Source organism: Streptomyces sp. NPDC059010 (assembly GCF_042740355.1).
GTDB lineage: Bacteria > Actinomycetota > Actinomycetes > Streptomycetales > Streptomycetaceae > Streptomyces.
This window is the reverse complement of sequence record NZ_JBHYJA010000076.1, coordinates 8,367-28,504: the sequence shown is the minus strand read 5'-3', so window position 1 is coordinate 28,504 and position 20,138 is coordinate 8,367. Positions and strand designations below refer to the sequence as shown.

Genomic DNA, 20,138 nt, shown 5'->3' with positions numbered 1-20,138 from the left:
GGGTGCGGTTATCACGGTCGCCGTGTCCCCCGCCCCCGGCTACAACACCAACCCCGACCCCCACGGGCCTAAAACCGACACCCGCCCGGCCCGCCCCGCGGCCGCCCCGCGCCTCGGCGTGCCGCTGAAGGAGAACGCGGGCATCACGGTCGTCGACTACGCCCAGCCGAACGTGGCGAAGGAGATGCACGTCGGCCACCTGCGGTCGGCGGTCATCGGCGACGCCCTGCGCGGCATGCTCGACTTCACCGGCGAGCAGACGATCGGCCGGCACCACATCGGGGACTGGGGCACCCAGTTCGGCATGCTCATCCAGTACCTGTTCGAGCACCCCGGCGAGCTGGCCCCGGCGGCCGACGTCGACGGCGAGCAGGCGATGAGCAACCTGAACCGGGTCTACAAGGCCTCGCGCGCGGTCTTCGACTCGGACGAGGAGTTCAAGGAGCGGGCCCGCAAGCGGGTCGTCGCCCTGCAGTCCGGCGACAAGGAGACCCTCGAACTGTGGCAGCAGTTCGTGGACGAGTCGAAGGTCTACTTCTACTCCGTCTTCGAGAAGCTGGACATGAAGATCCGCGACGAGGAGATCGTCGGCGAGTCCGCCTACAACGAGGGCATGCCGGAGACCGCCCGCCTCCTGGAGGAGATGGGCGTCGCGGTGCGCTCCGAGGGCGCGCTGGTGGTGTTCTTCGACGAGATCCGCGGCAAGGACGACCAGCCGGTCCCGCTGATCGTGCAGAAGGCGGACGGCGGCTTCGGCTACGCGGCCTCCGACCTGACGGCGATCCGCAACCGGGTCCAGGACCTGCACGCCACGTCCCTGCTCTATGTCGTGGACGTCCGTCAGTCCCTCCACTTCAAGATGGTCTTCGAGGCGGCCCGCCGGGCCGGCTGGCTGACCGACGAGGTCACCGCGCACAACATGGGCTACGGCACGGTGCTGGGCGCGGACGGCAAGCCGTTCAAGACGCGTGAGGGCGAGACCGTACGGCTGGAGGACCTGCTGGACGAGGCGGTCGAGCGGGCGACGGCGGTCGTGCGCGAGAAGGCCGAGAAGGTGGGCCTGACCGAGGAGGAGATCGTCGAGAACGGGCGGTACGTCGGGATCGGCGCCGTGAAGTACGCGGACCTGTCGACGTCGCCGAACCGTGACTACAAGTTCGACCTGGACCAGATGGTGTCCCTGAACGGCGACACGTCGGTCTACCTCCAGTACGCGTACGCCCGTATCCAGTCGATCCTGCGCAAGGCGGAGGGAGCTACCCCGGCCGCACACCCGGAGCTCGAACTCGCCCCGGCGGAGCGGGCATTGGGCCTGCATCTGGACGCGTTCGGCGACACCGTCTTCGATGCGGCCGCGGAGTACGCCCCGCACAAGCTGGCCGCGTACCTGTACCAGCTGGCGTCGCACCTGACGACGTTCTACGACCAGTGCCCGGTCCTCAAGGCCGACACCCCGCAGCAGACGGAGAACCGCCTGTTCCTGGTCGAGCTGACGGCCCGGACCCTGCACCAGGGCATGGCCCTGCTGGGCATCCGGACGCCCGAGCGGCTGTGAGCGCCTGATGACGTGCGCGCGGCCCGTCCTCTCCCCCGCAGGGAGGACGGGGCGCGCCGTCTGTGCGGTCGCCGGGTGTCGGCTCAGCAGTACGGCTTGGAGTCGGCAGCGAACCGCTTGAACGCCGCCTTGGTCTTCGGTCCGGCGATGCCGTCGATCTCGCCGTCGTAGCCCTGATATGCCTTCAGGGAGCGCTGCAGCGCCATGATGGTGTTCTTGCCGACGATTCCGTCGATGCTGTCGTTGTAGCCCCAGTGCTGCTTGAGGTTGCGCTGCATCGCCTTCCAGCTGTTGGTGCCCAGCTGCCCGTCGAGGGCGCCGGTGTAGCCCCAGTAGTCCTGGAGCCAGCACTGGACGTACCTGGCCTCCGTGGTGCTCAGGCCGAGGTTGTTCACCGCGAGGACGGAGACCTCGGAGCTCACGGCCGGCTTCGCCTGCGCCGCGGCGAAGCTGGTGCCCGCGGTCGCGAGGCCTCCGGCGGCGAGGCCGACGACGGCGCTGACACTGACGAGGGTCCTCGTCCAGACATTCGGTCGCATGGTGTTTCCCTCTCCCTCTGGGCCGGGTGGCGGCGTCTGCCGCCGACTGGCGAGAACGAGAGTGGGGGCGGGCGACGGGGGTTGCCACAGTTGCCGCGGAAGTGACGTCAGCACGGGACGTCCCACCCGCTGACCAGCAAGGGCGCCGCTCTCCGGGACGCCAGGGCGGGACGGTTGTGGCATGCGATGGCCGGATCCTTACGGATGCGGGAACCGGCTCCCGGTACGGGCCGTGGATGCTGATGCAGAATGCGACCGGGCTCGGGCGCCGCTGACCACGGGGACCATGGGCCCGACCGTGAACGCGAGTGGGGGGAACATGTCGCGTTGGGCAGCGCTGCCCGCGGAACTTGATCCGCGCGTACGGCAGTTGGTGGTACGGCTGCGCCGGCTGAAGGACCACAGCGGGCTGAGCCTGCGCCAACTGGGGGCGAGAACGGGCTACAGCCCGAAGTCCTGGGAACGGTATCTGGGCGGCAGGTCGCTACCGCCCCGGGAGGCCGTCGAGGAACTGGCCGGGGTCGGGGGCGAGGATCCCACCCGGCTGCTGGCACTGCACGAGGTCGCCGAGGAGGCGTGGGGGAAACGGCGCGGGAACGGGTCGGCGGCGGAGGCGGGCATCCCGGTACCGGCAGCGGACACGTCCGTACCGGAGCCGCCTGCGACAGCGCCCGAGATCCTGTCGACCGAGGTCAACGGGGTGCGCTCGCCCGGAGGTTCGCTGCGTATCGCGCTCGTGGCCGGTGCCGTGGCACTGGTGCTGGCCGTCTCCACGGCGGTGCTTCTCGCCGTACGGCTGTCCGGCGACACGGGAGAAGGGACGGCGTCCCCTCGCTCGGCCTCCGCCGAACCGGCCGCGTCCGCCACCCCCACCGCACAGCCACCGGAAACGGCACCGGCCCCGCGGTCGGCGCCCGCCTACACCTGCCGGGTCGAGCGGGTCGACGGCCGCTGGTACACGGGCAACAGCCGCACTCAGGACGCCATCCTGGCCAACGGCCACGCCGGGCCCGAGGTGGCCGAGGCGCAGTGTCTGCTGCGCAGGGCGGGCCTCTCGCCGGGCGCCGTGGACGGGATCTTCGGCCCGGTGACGGAACGCGCGGTCAGGCAGGTGCAGAAGCGGGCGGATCTGGTCGTGGACGGCATCATCGGCCCGCACACCTGGAAGGTCCTACGGCGATGACGGCCCCGTCGCCGGAACGGGCCCGACTGGCCGACGCGCTACGGGACCTGAAGACGCGCACCGGTCTGAGCCTGGTCGGCCTCGCGGCGAAGACGGCGTTCAGCAAGTCCTCCTGGGACCGCTACCTCAACGGCCGGACCCTGCCCCCGCGTGAGGCGGTACAGGACCTGTGCCGCCTGGCCGGCGAGCGGGAGGGGCGCTGCCTGGCACTGTGGGAGATCGCGGAGGCGGAGGGGAGCGGGCGGGCCGGGCGTCCACCGGACGGGACACGCACGGCATCGCCGGCCCCGTCCCTGTCCCCGGACCCGCCCTCGCCTTCGCCTTCGCCCTCGCCTTCGCCTTCGCCCGAGGCTTCGCCCCGGCCGCTGCCTCCGTCTCCCTCGCCGCCCCCTCCGGCCGCACACCGCACCGCGACGGTCGCGGCGGTACTCGCGTCGGTGTGCGCCGTGGCTGTCGGCAGCATGGCGGCGGTGGCCCTCCTGCTGCCGCACCGGGACGGCGAACCACGCTCGTCCCTGTCACCGTCCCCCGCCCCGACCGCACCGCGCTGCCAGGGCGCGGCCTGTGAGGGCAAGAGCCCGATGCACATGAAGTGCGGCGGCTCACCGACGACCCTCGCCACGCACCACACGGCCACCGGAGCCTGGCTGGAACTGCGCTACAGCGAGGAGTGCGGCACGAGTTGGGCCCGGATGTGGGGGACGAGCATCGGCGACCGGATCGAGATGACGGCGAGCGGTCATGACGAGGGCGGTGACAATCCTCGTGGCCCCGTCCTCAGCGCAGAGGTCCGGAACACCGTCGACGCCGACTCCTACGTCTACACCCCCATGACCGCCTCCCGTCCGGGCGCCGTCGTCCGGTCCTGCTTCCGTCCCACGGCGGGCGGCGAGAAGGAATGCTTCGACGGCTCGGTGCCCGAGTGAGCGCGAGGCTCGTTGTCAGTGCCACCGCCTAGAGTCACCGACATGGCGACACTTCCGAACCCCCTGCCGAAGCTGGCCACCGACATGACGGGTGCGGCCCTGGGCCTCCAACTCCCGCCCGGGCGACTCGTCGACGCGACGGACGAGGGTCCGTGGCATGAGCCCCTGCTGTGGTTCGCGGACGAACCGGCCGCACCCGGCGCCTGGACGGCACTGGAGTCGGCGCGGCGGGCGGGCGGGCTACTGCCGGTCGTCATCGACGTGGGCGGGAGCCAGGGCGACCCCGAGGGCTGGGAGTTGATGCCCGGGGAGATGTCGTACCCGGGGGATCACGACGCCGAAGAGGTGCTGGAGGACTTCTGGTACGAGTGCGCGACGCAGGAGGACGGGGAGCTCGGAGCGGCTGGGGCCGACGGGGAGGACAGGGCCGCCGGGGAGGATGGGGAGGACGGAGAGTGGCCCGGCCTGGCGGCGCCCACCGCCACCACCGACTCCCCCGACCCGGACTCGCTGGCCACCGACATCGCGGACGCCCTGGTCGAGAACGGCGGCCCGCTGAAGGACCCCCGCCTCGCCCTGGTCCCGGCCCGCCGCAGCGCGGACATTCCGGCGGCGATCGGCTGGTCGGGCCCGATGAACCACGAGAACGACACGGCCCGCCTCTGCGCGGTGCTCCGCTCCTGGGAGGACCGCTTCGGCATACGGGTGGTGGCGCTCGGCTTCGACCACCTCCTGCTCTCGGTGGCCTCCCCGCCGACCACCCTGGCCGAGGCGGAGGCCGTGGCCGCCGAGCACTTCGCGTTCTGCCCGGACAACATCTGGCAGAGCAGCGACACCACGCTCCGCGCCTACGCCGGGAACCAGCTCCTCAACCAGCCGGTCTGGCACTTCTGGTGGGACTGACGCCCGCCCTGAGCCCCTCCCCCAGCCTCCTCAGCCCTTCCCCGATCTCCTCCGGCGTCTGCGTCACGAAGCACAGGCGCAGCGTCGACCGGTCAGGCTCACCGGCGTAGAAGGGGGCGCCGGGGACGTAGGCGACATCGTGCCGCACGACCTCCGGCAGCAGCGCGGTCGTGTCGTACGACTCCGGCAGCCGGGCCCAGACGAACATGCCGCCTGCCGGACGGTTCCAGGTGGAGCCGTCCGGCAGGGCGTCCGCCAGTCCCGCCAGCATGGCGTCGCGGCGTGCGCGGTAGACGTCCCGGACGCGGGCCACATGGGTGTCGAGGCCGGTGAGGCAGCGGGCGGCGGCGAGTTGGTTGACGGTCGCGGTGTGCAGGTCGGCGGCCTGCTTGGCGACCGCGCAGGCACGCTTCAGGGCGGCCGGTGCCCGCAGCCAGCCCAGCCGCAGACCGGGAGCCATCACCTTGGAGAAGGAGCCGAGCAGCACCGTACGGTCCTCGGCTCCGGGGCAGGAGGCGATCCAGGGCACGCGCTCGCCGTCGTACCGCAGTTCGCCGTACGGGTCGTCCTCGACGATCCACACCCCGCACCGGGCGGCGACCTGGGCGACGGCGGCCCTGCGCTCGGCGGGCAGGGTCCGGCCGGTCGGGTTCTGGAAGGTCGGCACGGTGTAGAAGAGCTTCGGCCGCTCCCGCACCACCAGTTCCTCCAGCGCCCGCGGATCCACCCCGTCCGCGTCGCCCGGCACGGCCACGATCCGCGCTCCGGCGAGGCCGAAGACCTGAAGCGCCGCCAGATAGCAGGGGTCCTCGACGAGGACGGTGTCCCCGGGGTCCACCAGCGCGGTGGCCAGCAATGACAGCCCCTGCTGGGAGCCGGTGGTGATGAGCAGGTCGTCGGCATCGGTCCCGAGCCCCCGCGCCGACATCCGCGCGGCGAGCCCGGCACGCAGACTCGGCTCGCCCTCGGTGGTGGAGTACTGCAGGGCCTGCGCCGGCGTCTCGGCGAGCACCTCCCGGAAGGCGGCCGCGATGCCCTCCCGGTCGAACAGTTCCGGCGCGGGCAGCCCGCCCGCGAAGTTGATGACCTCGGGCCGGGCGGTGACGGCGAGAATGTCCCGCACCGGCGACCCCCCGACGACCGCGGCCCGCGTGGCGAACGACGGCACGGCGGCCGGGGCGCGTTCGGGTTCGCGATCGGATGCGTGGGGCGCGGGCTCGATGACGGTCATGACACGGCTCCTTGGGCTGCGCCGGCGCGACTACGACGACGAAGGTGACGGCTCGTGCCGGGCAGCCTAGAGAACTACATGCCGCCTACAAGCAGCTTTCCGCGATACGGACCCACGGCTCCCGTCCACCGCGTCCGGCACCGCCCGTCCCCGCCCCTGCCGTCCCACGCCACGCCACCGGGACGGACCATTCCCGCAGGTCAACGGTGTTCCCGCCACTTGGGCGTCCCGAATTCCCCGCCGAAGGTGGCGACGATGACGGATGATCACGCAGGCTGGGGTCCGACCCCAACCCCCACCCACGGAAAGGGCCACCATGTCGGCGTCCGCACCCCCCGCCCGTCACCCCCGCGCCCGGCTGCTGGCCGCCACGCTGGTGGCGATCGCCGCGCTCACGCTCACCGCGTGCGAGGACGGCCAGGGCCTGCGCGACGAGGGCCCGTCGACCCCGACGAGCCCCACGGCGACGCAGTCCACAACTCCCCCGGCGTCCAAGAGCCGGTGACAGTGCCCCGCAACCCACCACCGCGAGCCCCCGCAGGCCCCCGAAGGGCCGCCACCGACAGACCGGCGGGCGCTGCTACCGCCCGAGCTTCTGCGCGGCCTCGGTCGCCCAGTAGGTGAGGATGTTGCGCGCACCCGCCCGCTTGATGCCGGTCAGCGCCTCAAGGATGGCCCGGTCCCGGTCGATCCAGCCCTTCTCGGCGGCGGCCTCGATCATCGAGTACTCGCCGGAGATCTGATAGGCGGCGACCGGCACGTCCACGGCGTCGGCGACCCGCGCCAGGATGTCGAGGTAGGGCCCGGCCGGCTTGACCATCACCATGTCGGCGCCCTCCTCCAGGTCGAGGGCGAGCTCACGCAGGGACTCCCGCGCATTGGCGGGGTCCTGCTGGTACGTCTTGCGGTCGCCCTTCAGCGACGAGCCGACGGCCTCCCGGAAGGGCCCGTAGAAGGCGGAGGCGTACTTGGCGGTGTAGGCGAGGATGGCGACGTCGTCCCGCCCGATCTGGTCGAGGGCGTCCCGGACGACCCCGATCTGCCCGTCCATCATCCCGCTGGGCCCCACGACATGGGCTCCGGCGTCGGCCTGGACCTGTGCCATCTCGGCGTACCGCTCCAGGGTGGCGTCATTGTCGACGCGCCCGTCGGAGTCGAGCACTCCGCAGTGCCCGTGATCGGTGGTCTCGTCGAGGCAGAGGTCGGACATGACAAGCAGGTCGTCCCCCACCTCGGCCCGCACATCGCGGATGGCGACCTGCAGGATCCCGTCCGGATCGGTACCGGGCGTCCCGAGGGCGTCCTTCTTGTCCTCCTCGGGCACCCCGAACAGCATGATCCCGGAGACACCGGCCTCGACGGCCTCGGCCGCGGCCTTCTTCAGACTGTCCCGGGTGTGCTGGACGACCCCCGGCATGGCGGTGATCGGCACGGGCTCGCTGACGCCCTCGCGCACGAAGGCCGGGAGGATGAAGTCGGCGGGGTGCAGCCTGGTCTCGGCGACCATGCGCCGCATCGCCGGAGTGGTCCGCAGACGCCGCGGCCGCGTACCGGGGAAGGATCCGTACGTCGTCATGCCACCTACGCTACGCCCGCCCCGGCAGCACCTTTGCCGACTGGCCGTCGGAACGGCACGGGCGCGGACGACGGCCCGGAATGCGCCCCGCACACCCCCAGGTCCATCCTGAAGAGAAGCCCGAAGAACGGCCCTCGGGGCAGCCCCTGCCCCTCCTGACAGACAGCAGGGAGGCCGCGATGACCGCCGCCACCCACCACAACATCCCCGACCTCTTCGCCCTCTCCGAGATCCACGGCCCGGTCCTGCGCCCCGGCGACGACGGCTACGCCGACGAGGTCACCGGCTTCAACCTGTCCGCGCAGCACACGCCCGAGGTGGTCGTGGGCGCGACGGGCGCGGACGACATAGTGCGGGCCCTGCGCTGGGCGTCGGCCACCGATACGCCGGTGGCGGTCCAGGCGACGGGCCACGGAGCGAACTTCCCCATCCCGTACGGCCTGTTGATCACGACGACCCGTATGACAGAGGTACGCGTCGACCCGGACCGGCGCACGGCGACGGTCGGGGCCGGCGCGAAGTGGAGCCATGTCCTGAACGCGTCCGCACCACACGGCCTGGCCGCACTCTGCGGCACCTCCACGGACGCGGGCGTCGTCGGCTACACCCTGGGCGGCGGCCTGCCGGTCCTGGGCCGCACCTACGGCTACGCGGCGGACCTGGTCCGCTGCCTCCAGGTGGCCACGCCCGACGGCACGCTCAGCGAGTGCGACCCGGACCACGCTCCAGAGCTGTTCTGGGCGTTGCGCGGCGGCAAGGGCAACGTAGGAGTGGTCACGTCACTGACCTTCGAACTGCTCCCGGTGTCCACCCTCCTCGGCGGCGGCATCTACTGCCCCGGCGAACACGCGGAGGCACTCCTGACGGCCTGGGCCGACTGGACCCGCGAAGTCCCCGACGAGATGTGCACCGCGTTCAGCCTGCTGCGCCTGCCGCCCCTCCCCGAGATCCCCGAGCCTCTGCGCGGCGGCTTCTGGGCCAGGGTGGCAGTGGCCTGCACGGGCGACCTGAGGGCGGGCGCGGAGCTCCTGTCCCCGATCCGCTCGGCGGCACCGGTGACAGTCGACACGGTGCAGGAAATGCCGTACGCGGCGATGGACCGCATCTACACGGAGCCCCAGGACCCGCTCCCCGCCCGGGAGTCCTGCGCCCTGCTCCGCGATCTGACGCCGGACGCCATCCGCACGTTCCTGTCCCAGGTGGGCCCGGAGGTCCCCGACTGCCCGCTGCTCCTGGTGGAGATCCGCCACATGGGAGGCGCCCTCGCCCGACCCGCCCGCCTGGCGGACGCGATCTGCTCCCGCGACGCGGACTACTTCCTGGAAGCCGTGGGCGTCCTGGCCTCCCCACCGGCGGCGGAGGCCATAGAGCGGGCCACGGCAGCCCTCTACACGGCGATGTCCCCTTACGGAACCGGCCGCACGATGGTCAACATCCACGGCACCCCGGGCGACGACACCGACCGCGCCCGAGCCTGGACGCCAGAGGTCTACAGCCGCCTGCGCCAGGCCAAATCAACGTACGACCCGGGCAACTTGCTGCGCTTCGGCCACACCATCAGCCCCTCCGGCGTTTGAGGAGCGGGGGCCCAGGGGCGGCGGGGGGGCGAGAACCCTCAGGCCCGCACCCACATCACCGCCCCCACATCCCTTACGTCGTCGACCGCCGCCGCCGAGCCCCCGGCCGCCGCTCGCTCGGCCGAGTGACCGGATCCCCGGCCTCGACCGCGGCGGCACGCCGCCGCAGCCCGAAGTCCGCCAGCGCCTCGGCCAACTTGTGCACGGACGGCTCGGGAGCCATCACGTCCACCCGCAGGCCGTGTTCCTCGGCGGTCTTCGCGGTGGCGGGCCCGATACAGGCGATCACGGTCACGTTGTGCGGCTTGCCCGCGATCCCCACGAGGTTGCGCACCGTGGACGAGGACGTGAAGAGAACGGCATCGAAGCCACCTCCCTTGATCGCCTCCCGCGTCTCGGCCGGCGGCGGCGAAGCCCGCACGGTCCGATAGGCCGTGACGTCGTCGACCTCCCAGCCCAGCTCGATCAGCCCGGCCACCAGGGTCTCCGTGGCGATGTCGGCCCGCGGCAGGAACACCCGGTCGATCGGGTCGAAGACAGGGTCGTACGGGGGCCAGTCCTCCAGCAGCCCCGCGGCCGACTGCTCCCCGCTCGGCACCAGATCCGGCTTCACGCCGAAGGCGATGAGCGCCTTCGCGGTCTGCTCCCCCACCGCCGCGACCTTGATCCCGGCGAACGCCCGCGCGTCGAGCCCGTACTCCTCGAACTTCTCCCGCACGGCCTTGACCGCGTTCACCGAGGTGAAGGCGATCCACTCGTACCGCCCGGTCACGAGCCCCTTCACGGCCCGCTCCATCTGCTGGGGCGTGCGCGGCGGCTCGACGGCGATCGTCGGCACCTCGTGCGGCACGGCCCCGTACGACCGCAACTGGTCGGAGAGCGAAGCCGCCTGCTCCTTCGTGCGCGGCACGAGCACCCGCCACCCGAAGAGCGGCTTGGACTCGAACCACGACAACTGGTCGCGCTGTGCTGCGGCGGAACGCTCACCGACCACGGCTATCACCGGCCGGCCGCCCTCCGGCGAGGGCAGCACCTTGGCCTGCTTCAGCGTCTGGGCGATGGTGCCCAGCGTCGCGGTCCAGGTCCGCTGCCGAGTCGTCGTACCGGCGACGGTGACGGTCAGCGGCGTATCGGGCTTGCGTCCCGCCGACACCAGTTCACCGGCGGCCGCGCCCACGGAGTCCAGCGTCGTCGACACGACCACGGTCCCGTCCGACGCGCCGACCTCGGTCCAGCATCGGTCGGACGCGGTACGCGCGTCCACGAACCGCACGTCCGCTCCTTGCGCGTCCCGCAGCGGCACACCGGCGTAGGCGGGCACGCCCACGGCCGCGGCGACACCCGGCACGACCTCGAACGGCACACCGGCCGCGGCGCACGCCAGCATCTCCTCGGCGGCGTACGTGTCGAGCCCGGGATCCCCGGACACCGCACGCACGACCCGCCTGCCGCCCCGCGCGGCCTCCATGACAAGATGTGCCGCATCCCGCACCGCGGGTAGCCCAGCGGTTGTTGACGCACCGTCAACAACGGCCAGTTGAGGCGTGCCTGTGCCCGGGGCGGCGTCCGCATCGGGACCCGTGTCCGTATGCACTTCGGCGACGCCCGTTCTGGCGTGCTGGCGTACGACGTCGAGCACCTCGTGCTCGGCGACGAGTACGTCTGCGCTCGCCAGCGCCTCGACTGCGCGCAGGGTTAGTAGCCCCGGATCCCCGGGTCCGGCACCGAGGAAGGTGACGTGCCCGTGTTCAAGGCCGGCGGGAAGGGTGGTGGGGCTCACTGTGCTCGCTCCCCCATCAGACCGGCCGCGCCCTGGGCAAGCATCTCGGTAGCGAGTTCGCGACCGAGCGCAAGCGCTTGGTCGTGCGTCTCGGGCACGGGACCGGTGGTGGACAGCTGCACCATCCGCGTGCCGTCGGTCGTACCGACGACGCCGCGCAGGCGCATTTCCTTGACAATCTGCCCGTCGGCCAGCAGGTCGGCCAGCGCGCCCACAGGGGCGGAGCAGCCGGCCTCCAGGGCGGCGAGCAGTGATCGCTCGGCGGTCACGGCGATCCGCGTGAACGGGTCGTCGAGCTCACCGAGCGCGGCGACGAGGTCAGCGTCCCGGGCGGTGTGCCCGGCCCTGCACTCGATCGCCAGTGCCCCCTGGCCGGGGGCGGGCAAAACCGTGTCGACCGACAGGAAGTCGGTCACTTCTTCGATGCGGCCGATGCGGTTCAGGCCGGCCGCGGCCAGTACGACCGCATCCAGCTCACCGTCGCGCACGTACCGGATCCGGGTGTCGACGTTGCCGCGGATCGCCACGGCCTCGATGTCCAGTCCGTGGCTGCGCGCGTACGCGTTCAGCTGTGCCATCCGGCGCGGCGAACCCGTACCGATGCGCGCCCCGCGCGGCAGGTCGGTGAACTTCAGCGCGTCCCGCGCGACGAGCACGTCCCGCGGATCCTCCCGCTGGGGCACGGCCGCGAGGGCCAGCTCCGCGGGCTGCGCGGTCGGCAGGTCCTTGAGGGAGTGCACCGCGAAGTCGACCTCGCCCTTGAGGAGCGCGTCGCGCAGGGCGGTGACGAACACGCCGGTGCCGCCGATCTGCGCGAGGGCCTCGCGCGAGACATCGCCGTACGTGGTGATCTCGACGAGCTCGACGGGCCGTCCGGTCACCTGGCGCACGGCGTCCGCGACCTGTCCGGACTGGGCCATGGCGAGCTTGCTGCGCCGGGTGCCGAGCCGTAGTGGCTGCTGAGTCATCGTGGGCCTCGGTTCTTCTCGGTGCTGTCCTCGGCACGGGAGACGGAGGCCACCGTCTCCTGATCGAGGTCGAACAGGGTCCGCAGGGCATCCGCGTACCCGGCGCCGCCGGGCTCGGCCGCGAGCTGCTTGACCCGCACGGTCGGGGCGTGCAGGAGCTTGTCGACCACGCGCCGCACGGTCTGCGTGATCTCACTGCGGTGCTTGTCGTCGAGGCCCGGCAGCCGGCCTTCCAGTCGGGCGATCTCGTTCGCCACGACATCGGCGGCCATCGCGCGCAGGGCGACGACGGTGGGCGTGATGTGCGCGGCCCGCAGCGCCGCCCCGAAGGCCGCGACCTCGTCGGAGACGATACGGCGGACCTGGTCGACGTCGGCCGCCATCGGAGCGTCGGCGGAAGCTTCCGCCAGCGACTCGATGTCGACCAGCCGCACCCCGGCCAGCCGGTGCACGGCCGCGTCGATGTCGCGGGGCATGGCGAGGTCGAGCAGCGACAGCACCGGCGCGAGGCGAGGGGCCTCGGCGACCGGCTCGGGCTTGCGGCGCTCGGGGATCCGGCCGACGGTGGCCACGGTCGCGGCGAGCGCGGTGATCAGCTCGGCATCCGCCTCGGGGCTGCGCCGTGCGGCCTCCCGCCGGTCGACGGCACTGCCCGCGGCCCACGCCGCGTGCTGCTCCAGCGTGGCCGCGTCCATCCCGGCGACGGCGGCCTCGCCGAGCACAGAGAAACCTCCCTGCACGGCGGCGGTGAGGTCCAGCGGACAGTTCTCGTCGGTGCCGACGCTGGTGGGCGGCAGCGGGGTCTGGCGTACGTCGGCCGAGTCGGCGGCGGTCCTGGCGGCGGGCGCCTTGGCCGTCGTACGACCGCTGCCCTCGGCCCCGTCGAAGGCGACCGGCTGACCGGTACGGCCCTCCACCGCGGCGGCGACCTCCTCGGCCGTGAGGACCAGCCCGGTCGCTCCGGTGCAGGAGACGGCGACATCGGCACGTGTCAGCTCGACCGGCACCGACTCCATCGGTACCGCGCGGGCGGGCACGTCCGTGCCGTCGGCCTCGGTGAGGATCTGGGCGAGCCGCTCGGCGCGGTCGTAGGTGCGGTTGGCGACGACGATCTCGGCGACCCCAGCCCGCGCGAGCGTGGCCGCGGCCAGCGAGGACATCGAACCGGCGCCGATGACCAGCGCCTTCTTGCCGCGGGCCCACGCCGTGACGTCCGTCCCCGCGGCCAGCTGCTCCAGGCCGAAGGTGACCAGGGACTGTCCGGCGCGGTCGATGCCGGTCTCGGAGTGGGCGCGCTTGCCGACCCGCAGGGCCTGCTGGAACAGGTCGTTCAGCAGCCGCCCGGCGCTGTGCAGCTCCTGCGCCTTGGCGAGGGAGTCCTTGATCTGCCCGAGGATCTGGCCTTCCCCGACGACCATGGAGTCGAGCCCACAGGCCACGGAGAACAGATGATGTACGGCCCGGTCCTCGTAATGGACGTACAGGTACGGCGTGAGCTCGTCCAGCCCCACCCCGCTGTGCTGGGCGAGCAGCGTGGACAGCTCGGCGACACCGGCGTGGAACTTGTCGACGTCGGCGTACAGCTCGATGCGGTTGCAGGTGGCCAGCACGGCGGCCTCGGCGGCCGGTTCGGCGGCGACCGTGTCCTGCAGCAGCTTGATCTGGGCGTCCGCGCCGAGCGCGGCCCGCTCCAGGACGCTGACCGGGGCGCTGCGGTGGCTCAGCCCCACGACGAGAAGACTCATGCCGGCATCACGGCGGGTACGTCCCCGTCCGGCCCCTGATCGGCGGAGTCATCGGAGCCCTCACGAGTGGCGGCGGCCGGTCCGCCGCCGTCGGCGTGGGCCTCCTCGCCGGCCTTGCGCTGCTCGTGGAAGGCGAGGATCTGCAGCTCGATCGAGAGATCCACCTTGCGTACGTCGACGCCCTCCGGGACGGACAGCACGGTCGGCGCGAAGTTCAGGATGGAGGTGACCCCGGCGGCCACGAGCCGGTCACAGACCGGCTGGGCGGCACCGGCGGGGGTGGCGATGACGCCGATGGACACGCCGTTGTCCTGGATGATCTTCTCCAGGTCGTCGGAGTGCTGCACCGGAATGCCGGCGACCGGCTTGCCCGCCATGGCCGGGTCGGCGTCGATGAGCGCGGCGACCCGGAAGCCACGGGAGGCGAACCCGCCGTAATTGGCGAGGGCGGCGCCGAGGTTACCGATACCGACGATCACAACCGGCCAGTCCTGGGTGAGCCCCAGCTCACGGGAGATCTGGTAGACGAGATACTCGACGTCGTAGCCGACACCGCGCGTTCCGTACGACCCCAGGTACGAGAAGTCCTTGCGCAGCTTCGCGGAGTTGACCCCCGCCGCGGCCGCGAGCTCCTCGGAGGAGACCGTGGGTACCGAGCGCTCCGACAGTGCGGTCAGCGCGCGGAGGTACAGCGGAAGCCGGGCGACGGTGGCCTCGGGAATCCCTCGGCTGCGGGTCGCCGTTCGGTGAGTTCGGCCAGTTGCCACGGTGCTCCTGCGGGTAGAGCGGGACTGCCGGCGGTCAGTCGTCCCCAGACCGCCCCGTCGAATGCAGGCTATGTCTTTGTGAACGCGTGCACAAAGATGGTGTCCGATTTGCCCGCCCAACGTGACCGGGCTCACGCACGCCCGGCGCACTGGTGTGGAACCGGCGCATACGCACCACCGTTCCTCATCTCTTGGGGGCAAAACCGCACACTCTCCTCAACGATCCCCGCCCCCGAGACCAAGACGCCGTCGATCCTAAGCCAGTTTCCGGCTGAGTTGGACTGGTCGGTCAGTGCTTTGGGTTACTCGGTCAGGGCTTTGCGGAGGCGATCTTCGTTCACGCGCCAGAAGGTGTGCTGGGCACCGTCGACGAGGACGACGGGGATCTGCTCCCAGTACTGATCGTGGAGTTGGGGATCCTGCGTGATGTCCTTCTGCTCCCACGGAACCCCGAGATCGCCACAGACCTCCTCAATGACGAGCTGTGCGTCATCACACAGATGGCAGCCGGGTTTGCGGATGAGAGTGACGAGCCGGTCCTCTGGGGACTTGGCCGCGCCGCGACGAAAGAAGGGGCTCATGTCAGCCATTCTCGCGCGCCGGGGACGGCGGGGTCCGTGGCACGGGCCCCCGAAACCACCAGGGAAGCGGACGCCGCCCGGCCCTTCGAATCAGTTCTTTAACGACACGGTCGCGGAGAGTTCACAGCCTTCAAACCTCTCGACTCCGGAAGCACCGAACAAACTGGCTATGCTCACGGTCATGGCCGCTCTTGGATGGCTCACTCCCCGTAGGCGCTCCGCCACGGCGCGGAGCGTGTTGGCTGGCGAGGCCTCGGCTGAGGCAGCGCGCAAGTCGTCGCAGGAAGCGACGGAGGTGTCCGACGCCGAACCGGACTTCCCGGTGCTCGGCGACGAGAAGGCCGCGGCCTTCTTCGACCTGGACAACACCGTGATGCAAGGCGCTGCCCTCTTCCACTTCGGTCGGGGCCTGTACAAGCGGAAGTTCTTCGAGACACGCGACCTGGCCAGGTTCGCCTGGCAGCAGGCGTGGTTCAGGCTGGCGGGCGTCGAAGACCCGGAGCACATGCAGGAAGCACGCGACTCGGCGCTCTCCATCGTCAAGGGCCACCGGGTCTCCGAGCTGATGTCGATCGGCGAGGAGATCTACGACGAGTACATGGCCGAGCGCATCTGGCCCGGCACGCGCGCACTCGCCCAGGCACACCTGGACGCGGGCCAGCGGGTCTGGCTGGTCACCGCCGCCCCCGTGGAGATCGCCCAGGTGATCGCGCGCCGCCTCGGCCTGACCGGTGCGCTGGGCACGGTGGCGGAATCGGTGGACGGCGTCTACACGGGCAAACTGGTCGGCGAGCCGCTGCACGGCCCGGCGAAGGCGGAGGCGGTCCGCGCGCTGGCCGCGGCGGAGGGCCTGGACCTGTCCCGCTGCGCCGCCTACAGCGACTCCCACAACGACATCCCGATGCTCTCCCTCGTCGGCCACCCCTACGCCATCAACCCCGACACCAAACTCCGCAAACACGCCCGCCACCTCGACTGGCGCCTCCGCGACTACCGCACCGGCCGAAAGGCAGCGAAGGTCGGCATCCCCGCAGCAGCCGGCGTCGGAGCGGTAGCCGGCGGCACAGCAGCAGCAATCGCCTTGCACAGGCGACGGCGGTAACTGACGCAGGAGGCTTGGGGGGGGCCGGGCAGGCGCGCGTGGCTTGAGCCCTGCGGCGCTGTGGGGCGGGGTGGAAGCACGCGGTGAGCGTGCGGCGTCCTGTCCGCCCGGACGGGAGCACGCGTTGACGCCTGCGGCGCCTGTGGCGCTGAGCGGGGATACGCGGTGAGCCCTGCGGCGCGTGTGCAACCGGGCGGGAATACGCGTCGATGCCTGCGGCGGCCTGTGCGACCGGGTGGGAGTACGCGGTCAGCCTGCGGCGGCCTGTGCAGGCGAGTGGGCACGTGCGGCCAGTTAGGGGCACGCCTTAAGGCCTGCGGCAGCCTGTGCGGCTGAGTGGGGGCGTGCGTAGCGCCTACGGGTCCGTGGGTGGGTCGGGGCCGCGCCGGGGGGTGTCCGTCCTCGGACCGGCGGCTGACGTAGGCCAAGAGCTCCCGCCCCTTGACGCCGGCCACTGCGGGCGGACACCCCCCGACACGTCCCCTTCCCGCCGTACGCGACTGCAGGCCGATGGGGGTGCGCCGCCCCATCGACGTAGCGAGCGCTACCCCTAAACCCCACCCAACAGCTACACGCCCCCCTCATCGCCCGGACCCGGCAACCGCAACCCGTCCGACATCGGCGTACGAGACCCCCCACCCCGAGCCCCCACCCACCCGACAGCACACGCCATCCCGCAGTACCGGCCCCCAGCCGCCCCCTCCGGCGAGGACGAAGCCCCTGAGGACCCGTCACCTCCCAGGGCCACCCCACACCATCCACCCCGTCCGACGTCCGAGCCCGAAACAACCCGCCCCCAACCCCCACCCACCCAAGCAACCCGCCACCTCCCAACCCCGGCCCACCCCCAGCCCGTCCGGCGTTTGAGGACAAGGCCCTTTAAGGGCCGGAGCGGGGTCTGGGGCGGCAGCCCCAGTGGGGGCGAAGGGGCGGCGCCCCTGGGGATGGGACGGGTAGGGGCGGCGGGGGCGAGAAAAAAGGAGGACGGAAGTTGACCACGCCGGGCCGCGCGGCCAATCCGCACCCCATACCCCCGCACCCCCCTGTCCAGTCCCCTTGGCTGCACACGGCCACAACACGCCCCGGAGTCAGCCGCAACACGAGCGAGTTCGATCAACAACCGGTCACTCTGCGGCACTTGATCGACCGTCAATCGGTTACAGAAGAGACGCAATCGATGATTTGAGCAACTGGGCGTAGCAGTGCCTGCACGAAGCGTTATTCTCCTCAGACGCAAACCGGTACCCCTCCGTCGCTACGACGGGTGAACGGTCCCGCACTGCACGTGATGGAAGCTCTGCCTCTGGGAGTCCCGTGTACCCACACGTCGGGGTTGACGCCTCGGGCCTGGCTACGCTGCGCGCAACGGTCCAAGACCTGTTGCGCGGCTTCGTCCCCACCGCGTACGCCGTCCCCGCCCTCGCCGTAACCACCGCACCCGTAGGCCCGTGCTACGCACTCGCCGACGGAACCGCCGCCGTCGGCAGACGAGGGCGCTCGACCAGCGCGGCGACCGCCCGGCGGCCCGCCGCCGACAGCGACAGCGCTCGCATGATGGATCTCGTGGAACGCGCACAGGCCGGCGAGGCCGACGCGTTCGGCCGACTCTACGACCAGTACAGCGACACCGTTTATCGCTACATCTACTACCGCGTCGGAGGGAAGGCCACCGCCGAGGACCTAACGAGCGAGACCTTTCTGCGGGCACTGCGCCGCATCGGCACGTTCACCTGGCAGGGCCGTGACTTCGGCGCATGGCTCGTGACGATCGCCCGCAACCTCGTCGCCGACCACTTCAAGTCCAGCCGTTTCCGACTGGAGGTGACCACCGGCGAGATGCTCGACGCCAACGAGGTCGAGCGCTCCCCGGAGGACTCCGTCCTCGAATCACTGTCCAACGCCGCCCTCCTGGATGCCGTACGACGGCTCAACCCGCAACAGCAGGAGTGCGTCACCCTCCGATTCCTCCAGGGCCTCTCCGTCGCCGAGACGGCCCGCGTCATGGGCAAGAACGAGGGCGCGATCAAGACCCTCCAGTACCGAGCCGTACGTACTCTCGCCCGCCTCCTCCCGGACGACGTGCGCTGAACACGCCGCCCGCCCCGACCCCCAACGAATCGACACGCTCCGCAACCTCCAACTCACTGTAAGTGAAAGTCTGTTGACTCCGCGGTCTGTTCATCCGCCGTCCGTAACCCAAGTGCCGAGCCGCTCGTTGTGCGGGATGCAGGCTCCCTGTGGTCACTCCCTGGCCGACTTCGATCACTCGATCGAGTGGTCGTGGTCAGGGCGTGCAACCCTCAGGACCCCCTGGGGAGTCGACCGTCATCACGAGAGGAGGTGCCGCCAGTGATCGCGAACGTATCGGCACACCGGCGGGCGAACGCCTTCGCCCAGGCCCTGGAGGAGCAGGCCGACCAGGGCCCGGCGGCCGATGAGGCCGAGCAGCCCGATGGATCGGCACCGGCACCGGCTGCTGCGGAACCAACCGAGCAGGGGCGCCTGTTGGCCCTCACCGAGAGTCTCGGCGAGCTGCCCAAGCCCGTACTGGACCCCGAGGTCAAGGTCGTCCAGCGGGCCCAGCTCGTGGCCGCGATGGAGGCCATGCTGCAGGAGGGCACCGCGGGAGGCGAGGCAGGCCCCGCCCTGCCGGAACAGCGTTCGGACCGGGCCCCCGGGGCTCACCGCGCGTCGCCGCTGGGCAAGTTGCGGCCCCGTTCCCGCCTCGCCAAGGGCCTCACAGCGGGCGGACTGAGCGTCGGAGTCGCCGCCGGAGCCTTCGGCGGAGTCGCCGCCGCCAGCAGCGACGCCCTGCCCGGTGACTCGCTCTACGGCCTGAAGCGCGGCATCGAGGACTTCAAGCTCAACATCCTGGCCGACGGCGACGACGAGCGCGGCCGCGGCTACCTCGACCAGGCCTCCACCCGGCTGAGCGAGGCCCGTCGGCTGATGGAGCGCGGCCGCAGCGGACAGCTCGACCACGAATCGCTCACCGAGATCCGCCGCGCCCTGTCCGGCATGCAGCACGACGCCTCGGAGGGACACCGGCTGCTGCGCGAGGCCTACGAGCGCGACCCGAACTCCCTGGGCCCCATCCAGGCCCTCTCCACCTTCTCCCGCTCGCACCGCGCGGCCTGGGGCAGCCTCCGCCAGCGGCTTCCCCTCCAGCTCGGGGACGTCAGTGACCGGGTGTCGTCGGTGTTCGACGCCATAGACGAAGACGTCTCCCCGCTGGAGTCCCTGCTCCCGCAGCCACCGACAGGCAGCGGCGACGGCAAACGGCGGGACGGCTCCGGCTCGTCCTCCACCGGTACGTCCGGCTCCGACCGGTCGGCGCGCCCCAGCGCCGGCGGCAGCGGCTCCTCCGAGGGCGGCCGGTCCAGCAGCCCCAGCAAGTCCGCCGAGGGCTCCGGCAGCGAGAACGAGGGGCTGCTCGGCGGCAACACCGGCGGCCTGCTCGACCCGCCGAAGGACACCGGCAGCTCCGGCACCTCACCGTCCACGTCGACACCGAGCACCGAACCCGCCGTCACCCTCCCGCCACTCCTCCCGGGCCTTCTGCCGGGCCTGGGCATCGACGGCGAGGCCGCGAACTAGCCGCCGCCGGAGAGAGTCGTACGACGATGGGGCGCCCCTGTGACCGGGGCGCCCCCCGGCGCGTTTACACAACAGACACAGCCCCCCACAAAACAAGAGTTTATAAAA

The 20,138-nt window shown here is 71.5% G+C and carries 17 protein-coding genes; 9 read left to right on the top strand and 8 right to left on the bottom strand.

Going from position 1 to position 20,138, the window contains the following annotated elements; all coding sequences use genetic code 11:
- On the top strand, positions 1–1,555 hold a 1,555-nt coding region (argS, locus tag ACFWYS_RS44670), incomplete at its 5' end, for an arginine--tRNA ligase (RefSeq protein WP_384782434.1).
- Positions 1,556–1,638: 83 nt separating this feature from the next.
- Here the strand turns inward: argS and ACFWYS_RS44665 are convergent.
- On the bottom strand, positions 1,639–2,094 hold the full coding sequence (locus tag ACFWYS_RS44665) for a peptidoglycan-binding protein (protein WP_384782432.1): 456 nt from the start codon (positions 2,092–2,094) through the stop codon (positions 1,639–1,641).
- Between the two features lie 319 nt (positions 2,095–2,413).
- Between ACFWYS_RS44665 and ACFWYS_RS44660 the strand changes: the two genes are divergently transcribed.
- From ACFWYS_RS44660 to ACFWYS_RS44650, 3 genes are read left to right on the top strand one after another with little or no spacing between them, the layout of a single operon-like run.
- Entirely contained in the window at positions 2,414–3,277 is an 864-nt protein-coding gene (locus ACFWYS_RS44660; protein WP_384782430.1) for a peptidoglycan-binding protein, read from the top strand.
- Positions 3,274–4,203 carry a DUF2690 domain-containing protein gene (locus ACFWYS_RS44655; RefSeq protein WP_384782428.1) on the top strand — a complete coding sequence of 310 codons (930 nt, stop codon included), beginning with the start codon at positions 3,274–3,276 and terminating at the stop codon, positions 4,201–4,203. Before ACFWYS_RS44660 ends, ACFWYS_RS44655 begins: the two co-directional genes overlap by 4 nt.
- A gap of 42 nt (positions 4,204–4,245) precedes the next feature.
- Positions 4,246–5,106 (top strand): DUF4253 domain-containing protein, encoded by an 861-nt coding sequence (locus tag ACFWYS_RS44650; protein ID WP_384782426.1) that lies wholly within the window; start codon positions 4,246–4,248, stop codon positions 5,104–5,106.
- On the opposite strand, the gene ACFWYS_RS44645 is transcribed toward ACFWYS_RS44650, so the two are convergent.
- Positions 5,072–6,337: a PLP-dependent aminotransferase family protein gene (locus tag ACFWYS_RS44645; RefSeq protein ID WP_384782424.1), complete on the bottom strand. Its 1,266-nt coding sequence runs from the start codon at positions 6,335–6,337 to the stop codon at positions 5,072–5,074. The two genes, ACFWYS_RS44650 and ACFWYS_RS44645, sit on opposite strands and share 35 nt — an antisense overlap.
- A gap of 316 nt (positions 6,338–6,653) precedes the next feature.
- Here ACFWYS_RS44645 and ACFWYS_RS44640 point away from each other — a divergent pair, with 316 nt between their 5' ends.
- Positions 6,654–6,842, top strand: a complete 189-nt coding sequence (locus ACFWYS_RS44640) for a hypothetical protein (RefSeq protein WP_384782422.1) — start codon at positions 6,654–6,656, stop codon at positions 6,840–6,842.
- A 75-nt stretch (positions 6,843–6,917) separates the two neighbouring features.
- On the opposite strand, the gene hemB is transcribed toward ACFWYS_RS44640, so the two are convergent.
- Positions 6,918–7,913 (bottom strand): porphobilinogen synthase, encoded by a 996-nt coding sequence (gene hemB / locus ACFWYS_RS44635; RefSeq protein WP_384782420.1) that lies wholly within the window; start codon positions 7,911–7,913, stop codon positions 6,918–6,920.
- A 179-nt stretch (positions 7,914–8,092) separates the two neighbouring features.
- Here hemB and ACFWYS_RS44630 point away from each other — a divergent pair, with 179 nt between their 5' ends.
- On the top strand, positions 8,093–9,490 hold the full coding sequence (locus tag ACFWYS_RS44630) for an FAD-binding oxidoreductase (RefSeq protein WP_384782418.1): 1,398 nt from the start codon (positions 8,093–8,095) through the stop codon (positions 9,488–9,490).
- 73 nt (positions 9,491–9,563) lie between these two features.
- Here ACFWYS_RS44630 and ACFWYS_RS44625 read toward each other — a convergent pair whose 3' ends face one another.
- The 5 genes from ACFWYS_RS44625 to ACFWYS_RS44605 form a co-directional block, all read right to left on the bottom strand.
- Positions 9,564–11,270 carry a uroporphyrinogen-III synthase gene (locus tag ACFWYS_RS44625; RefSeq protein ID WP_384782416.1) on the bottom strand — a complete coding sequence of 569 codons (1,707 nt, stop codon included), beginning with the start codon at positions 11,268–11,270 and terminating at the stop codon, positions 9,564–9,566.
- A complete protein-coding gene (gene hemC, locus ACFWYS_RS44620; RefSeq protein ID WP_384782414.1) occupies positions 11,267–12,238 on the bottom strand; it encodes a hydroxymethylbilane synthase in 972 nt (323 codons plus the stop codon). The genes ACFWYS_RS44625 and hemC overlap by 4 nt, the downstream gene beginning before the upstream one ends.
- Positions 12,235–13,983: a glutamyl-tRNA reductase gene (locus ACFWYS_RS44615; protein WP_384782412.1), complete on the bottom strand. Its 1,749-nt coding sequence runs from the start codon at positions 13,981–13,983 to the stop codon at positions 12,235–12,237. The genes hemC and ACFWYS_RS44615 overlap by 4 nt, the downstream gene beginning before the upstream one ends.
- Positions 13,980–14,750 carry a redox-sensing transcriptional repressor Rex gene (locus ACFWYS_RS44610; protein ID WP_384782410.1) on the bottom strand — a complete coding sequence of 257 codons (771 nt, stop codon included), beginning with the start codon at positions 14,748–14,750 and terminating at the stop codon, positions 13,980–13,982. The genes ACFWYS_RS44615 and ACFWYS_RS44610 overlap by 4 nt, the downstream gene beginning before the upstream one ends.
- A gap of 302 nt (positions 14,751–15,052) precedes the next feature.
- The gene (locus ACFWYS_RS44605) at positions 15,053–15,340 is read right to left on the bottom strand and encodes a glutaredoxin family protein (protein ID WP_384782408.1); all 288 of its coding nucleotides are present in this window, start codon (positions 15,338–15,340) and stop codon (positions 15,053–15,055) included.
- Between the two features lie 172 nt (positions 15,341–15,512).
- Here ACFWYS_RS44605 and ACFWYS_RS44600 point away from each other — a divergent pair, with 172 nt between their 5' ends.
- The 3 genes from ACFWYS_RS44600 (at position 15,513) to ACFWYS_RS44590 (ending at position 20,030) form a co-directional block, all read left to right on the top strand.
- Entirely contained in the window at positions 15,513–16,433 is a 921-nt protein-coding gene (locus ACFWYS_RS44600; protein WP_384782407.1) for an HAD family hydrolase, read from the top strand.
- Between the two features lie 1,314 nt (positions 16,434–17,747).
- Positions 17,748–18,521, top strand: coding sequence for an ECF subfamily RNA polymerase sigma factor, BldN family (locus ACFWYS_RS44595; protein WP_384782405.1), 774 nt, complete (start codon positions 17,748–17,750; stop codon positions 18,519–18,521).
- A 261-nt stretch (positions 18,522–18,782) separates the two neighbouring features.
- Entirely contained in the window at positions 18,783–20,030 is a 1,248-nt protein-coding gene (locus ACFWYS_RS44590; RefSeq protein WP_384782403.1) for a DUF5667 domain-containing protein, read from the top strand.
- The last annotated feature ends 108 nt before the right edge of the window (positions 20,031–20,138 follow it).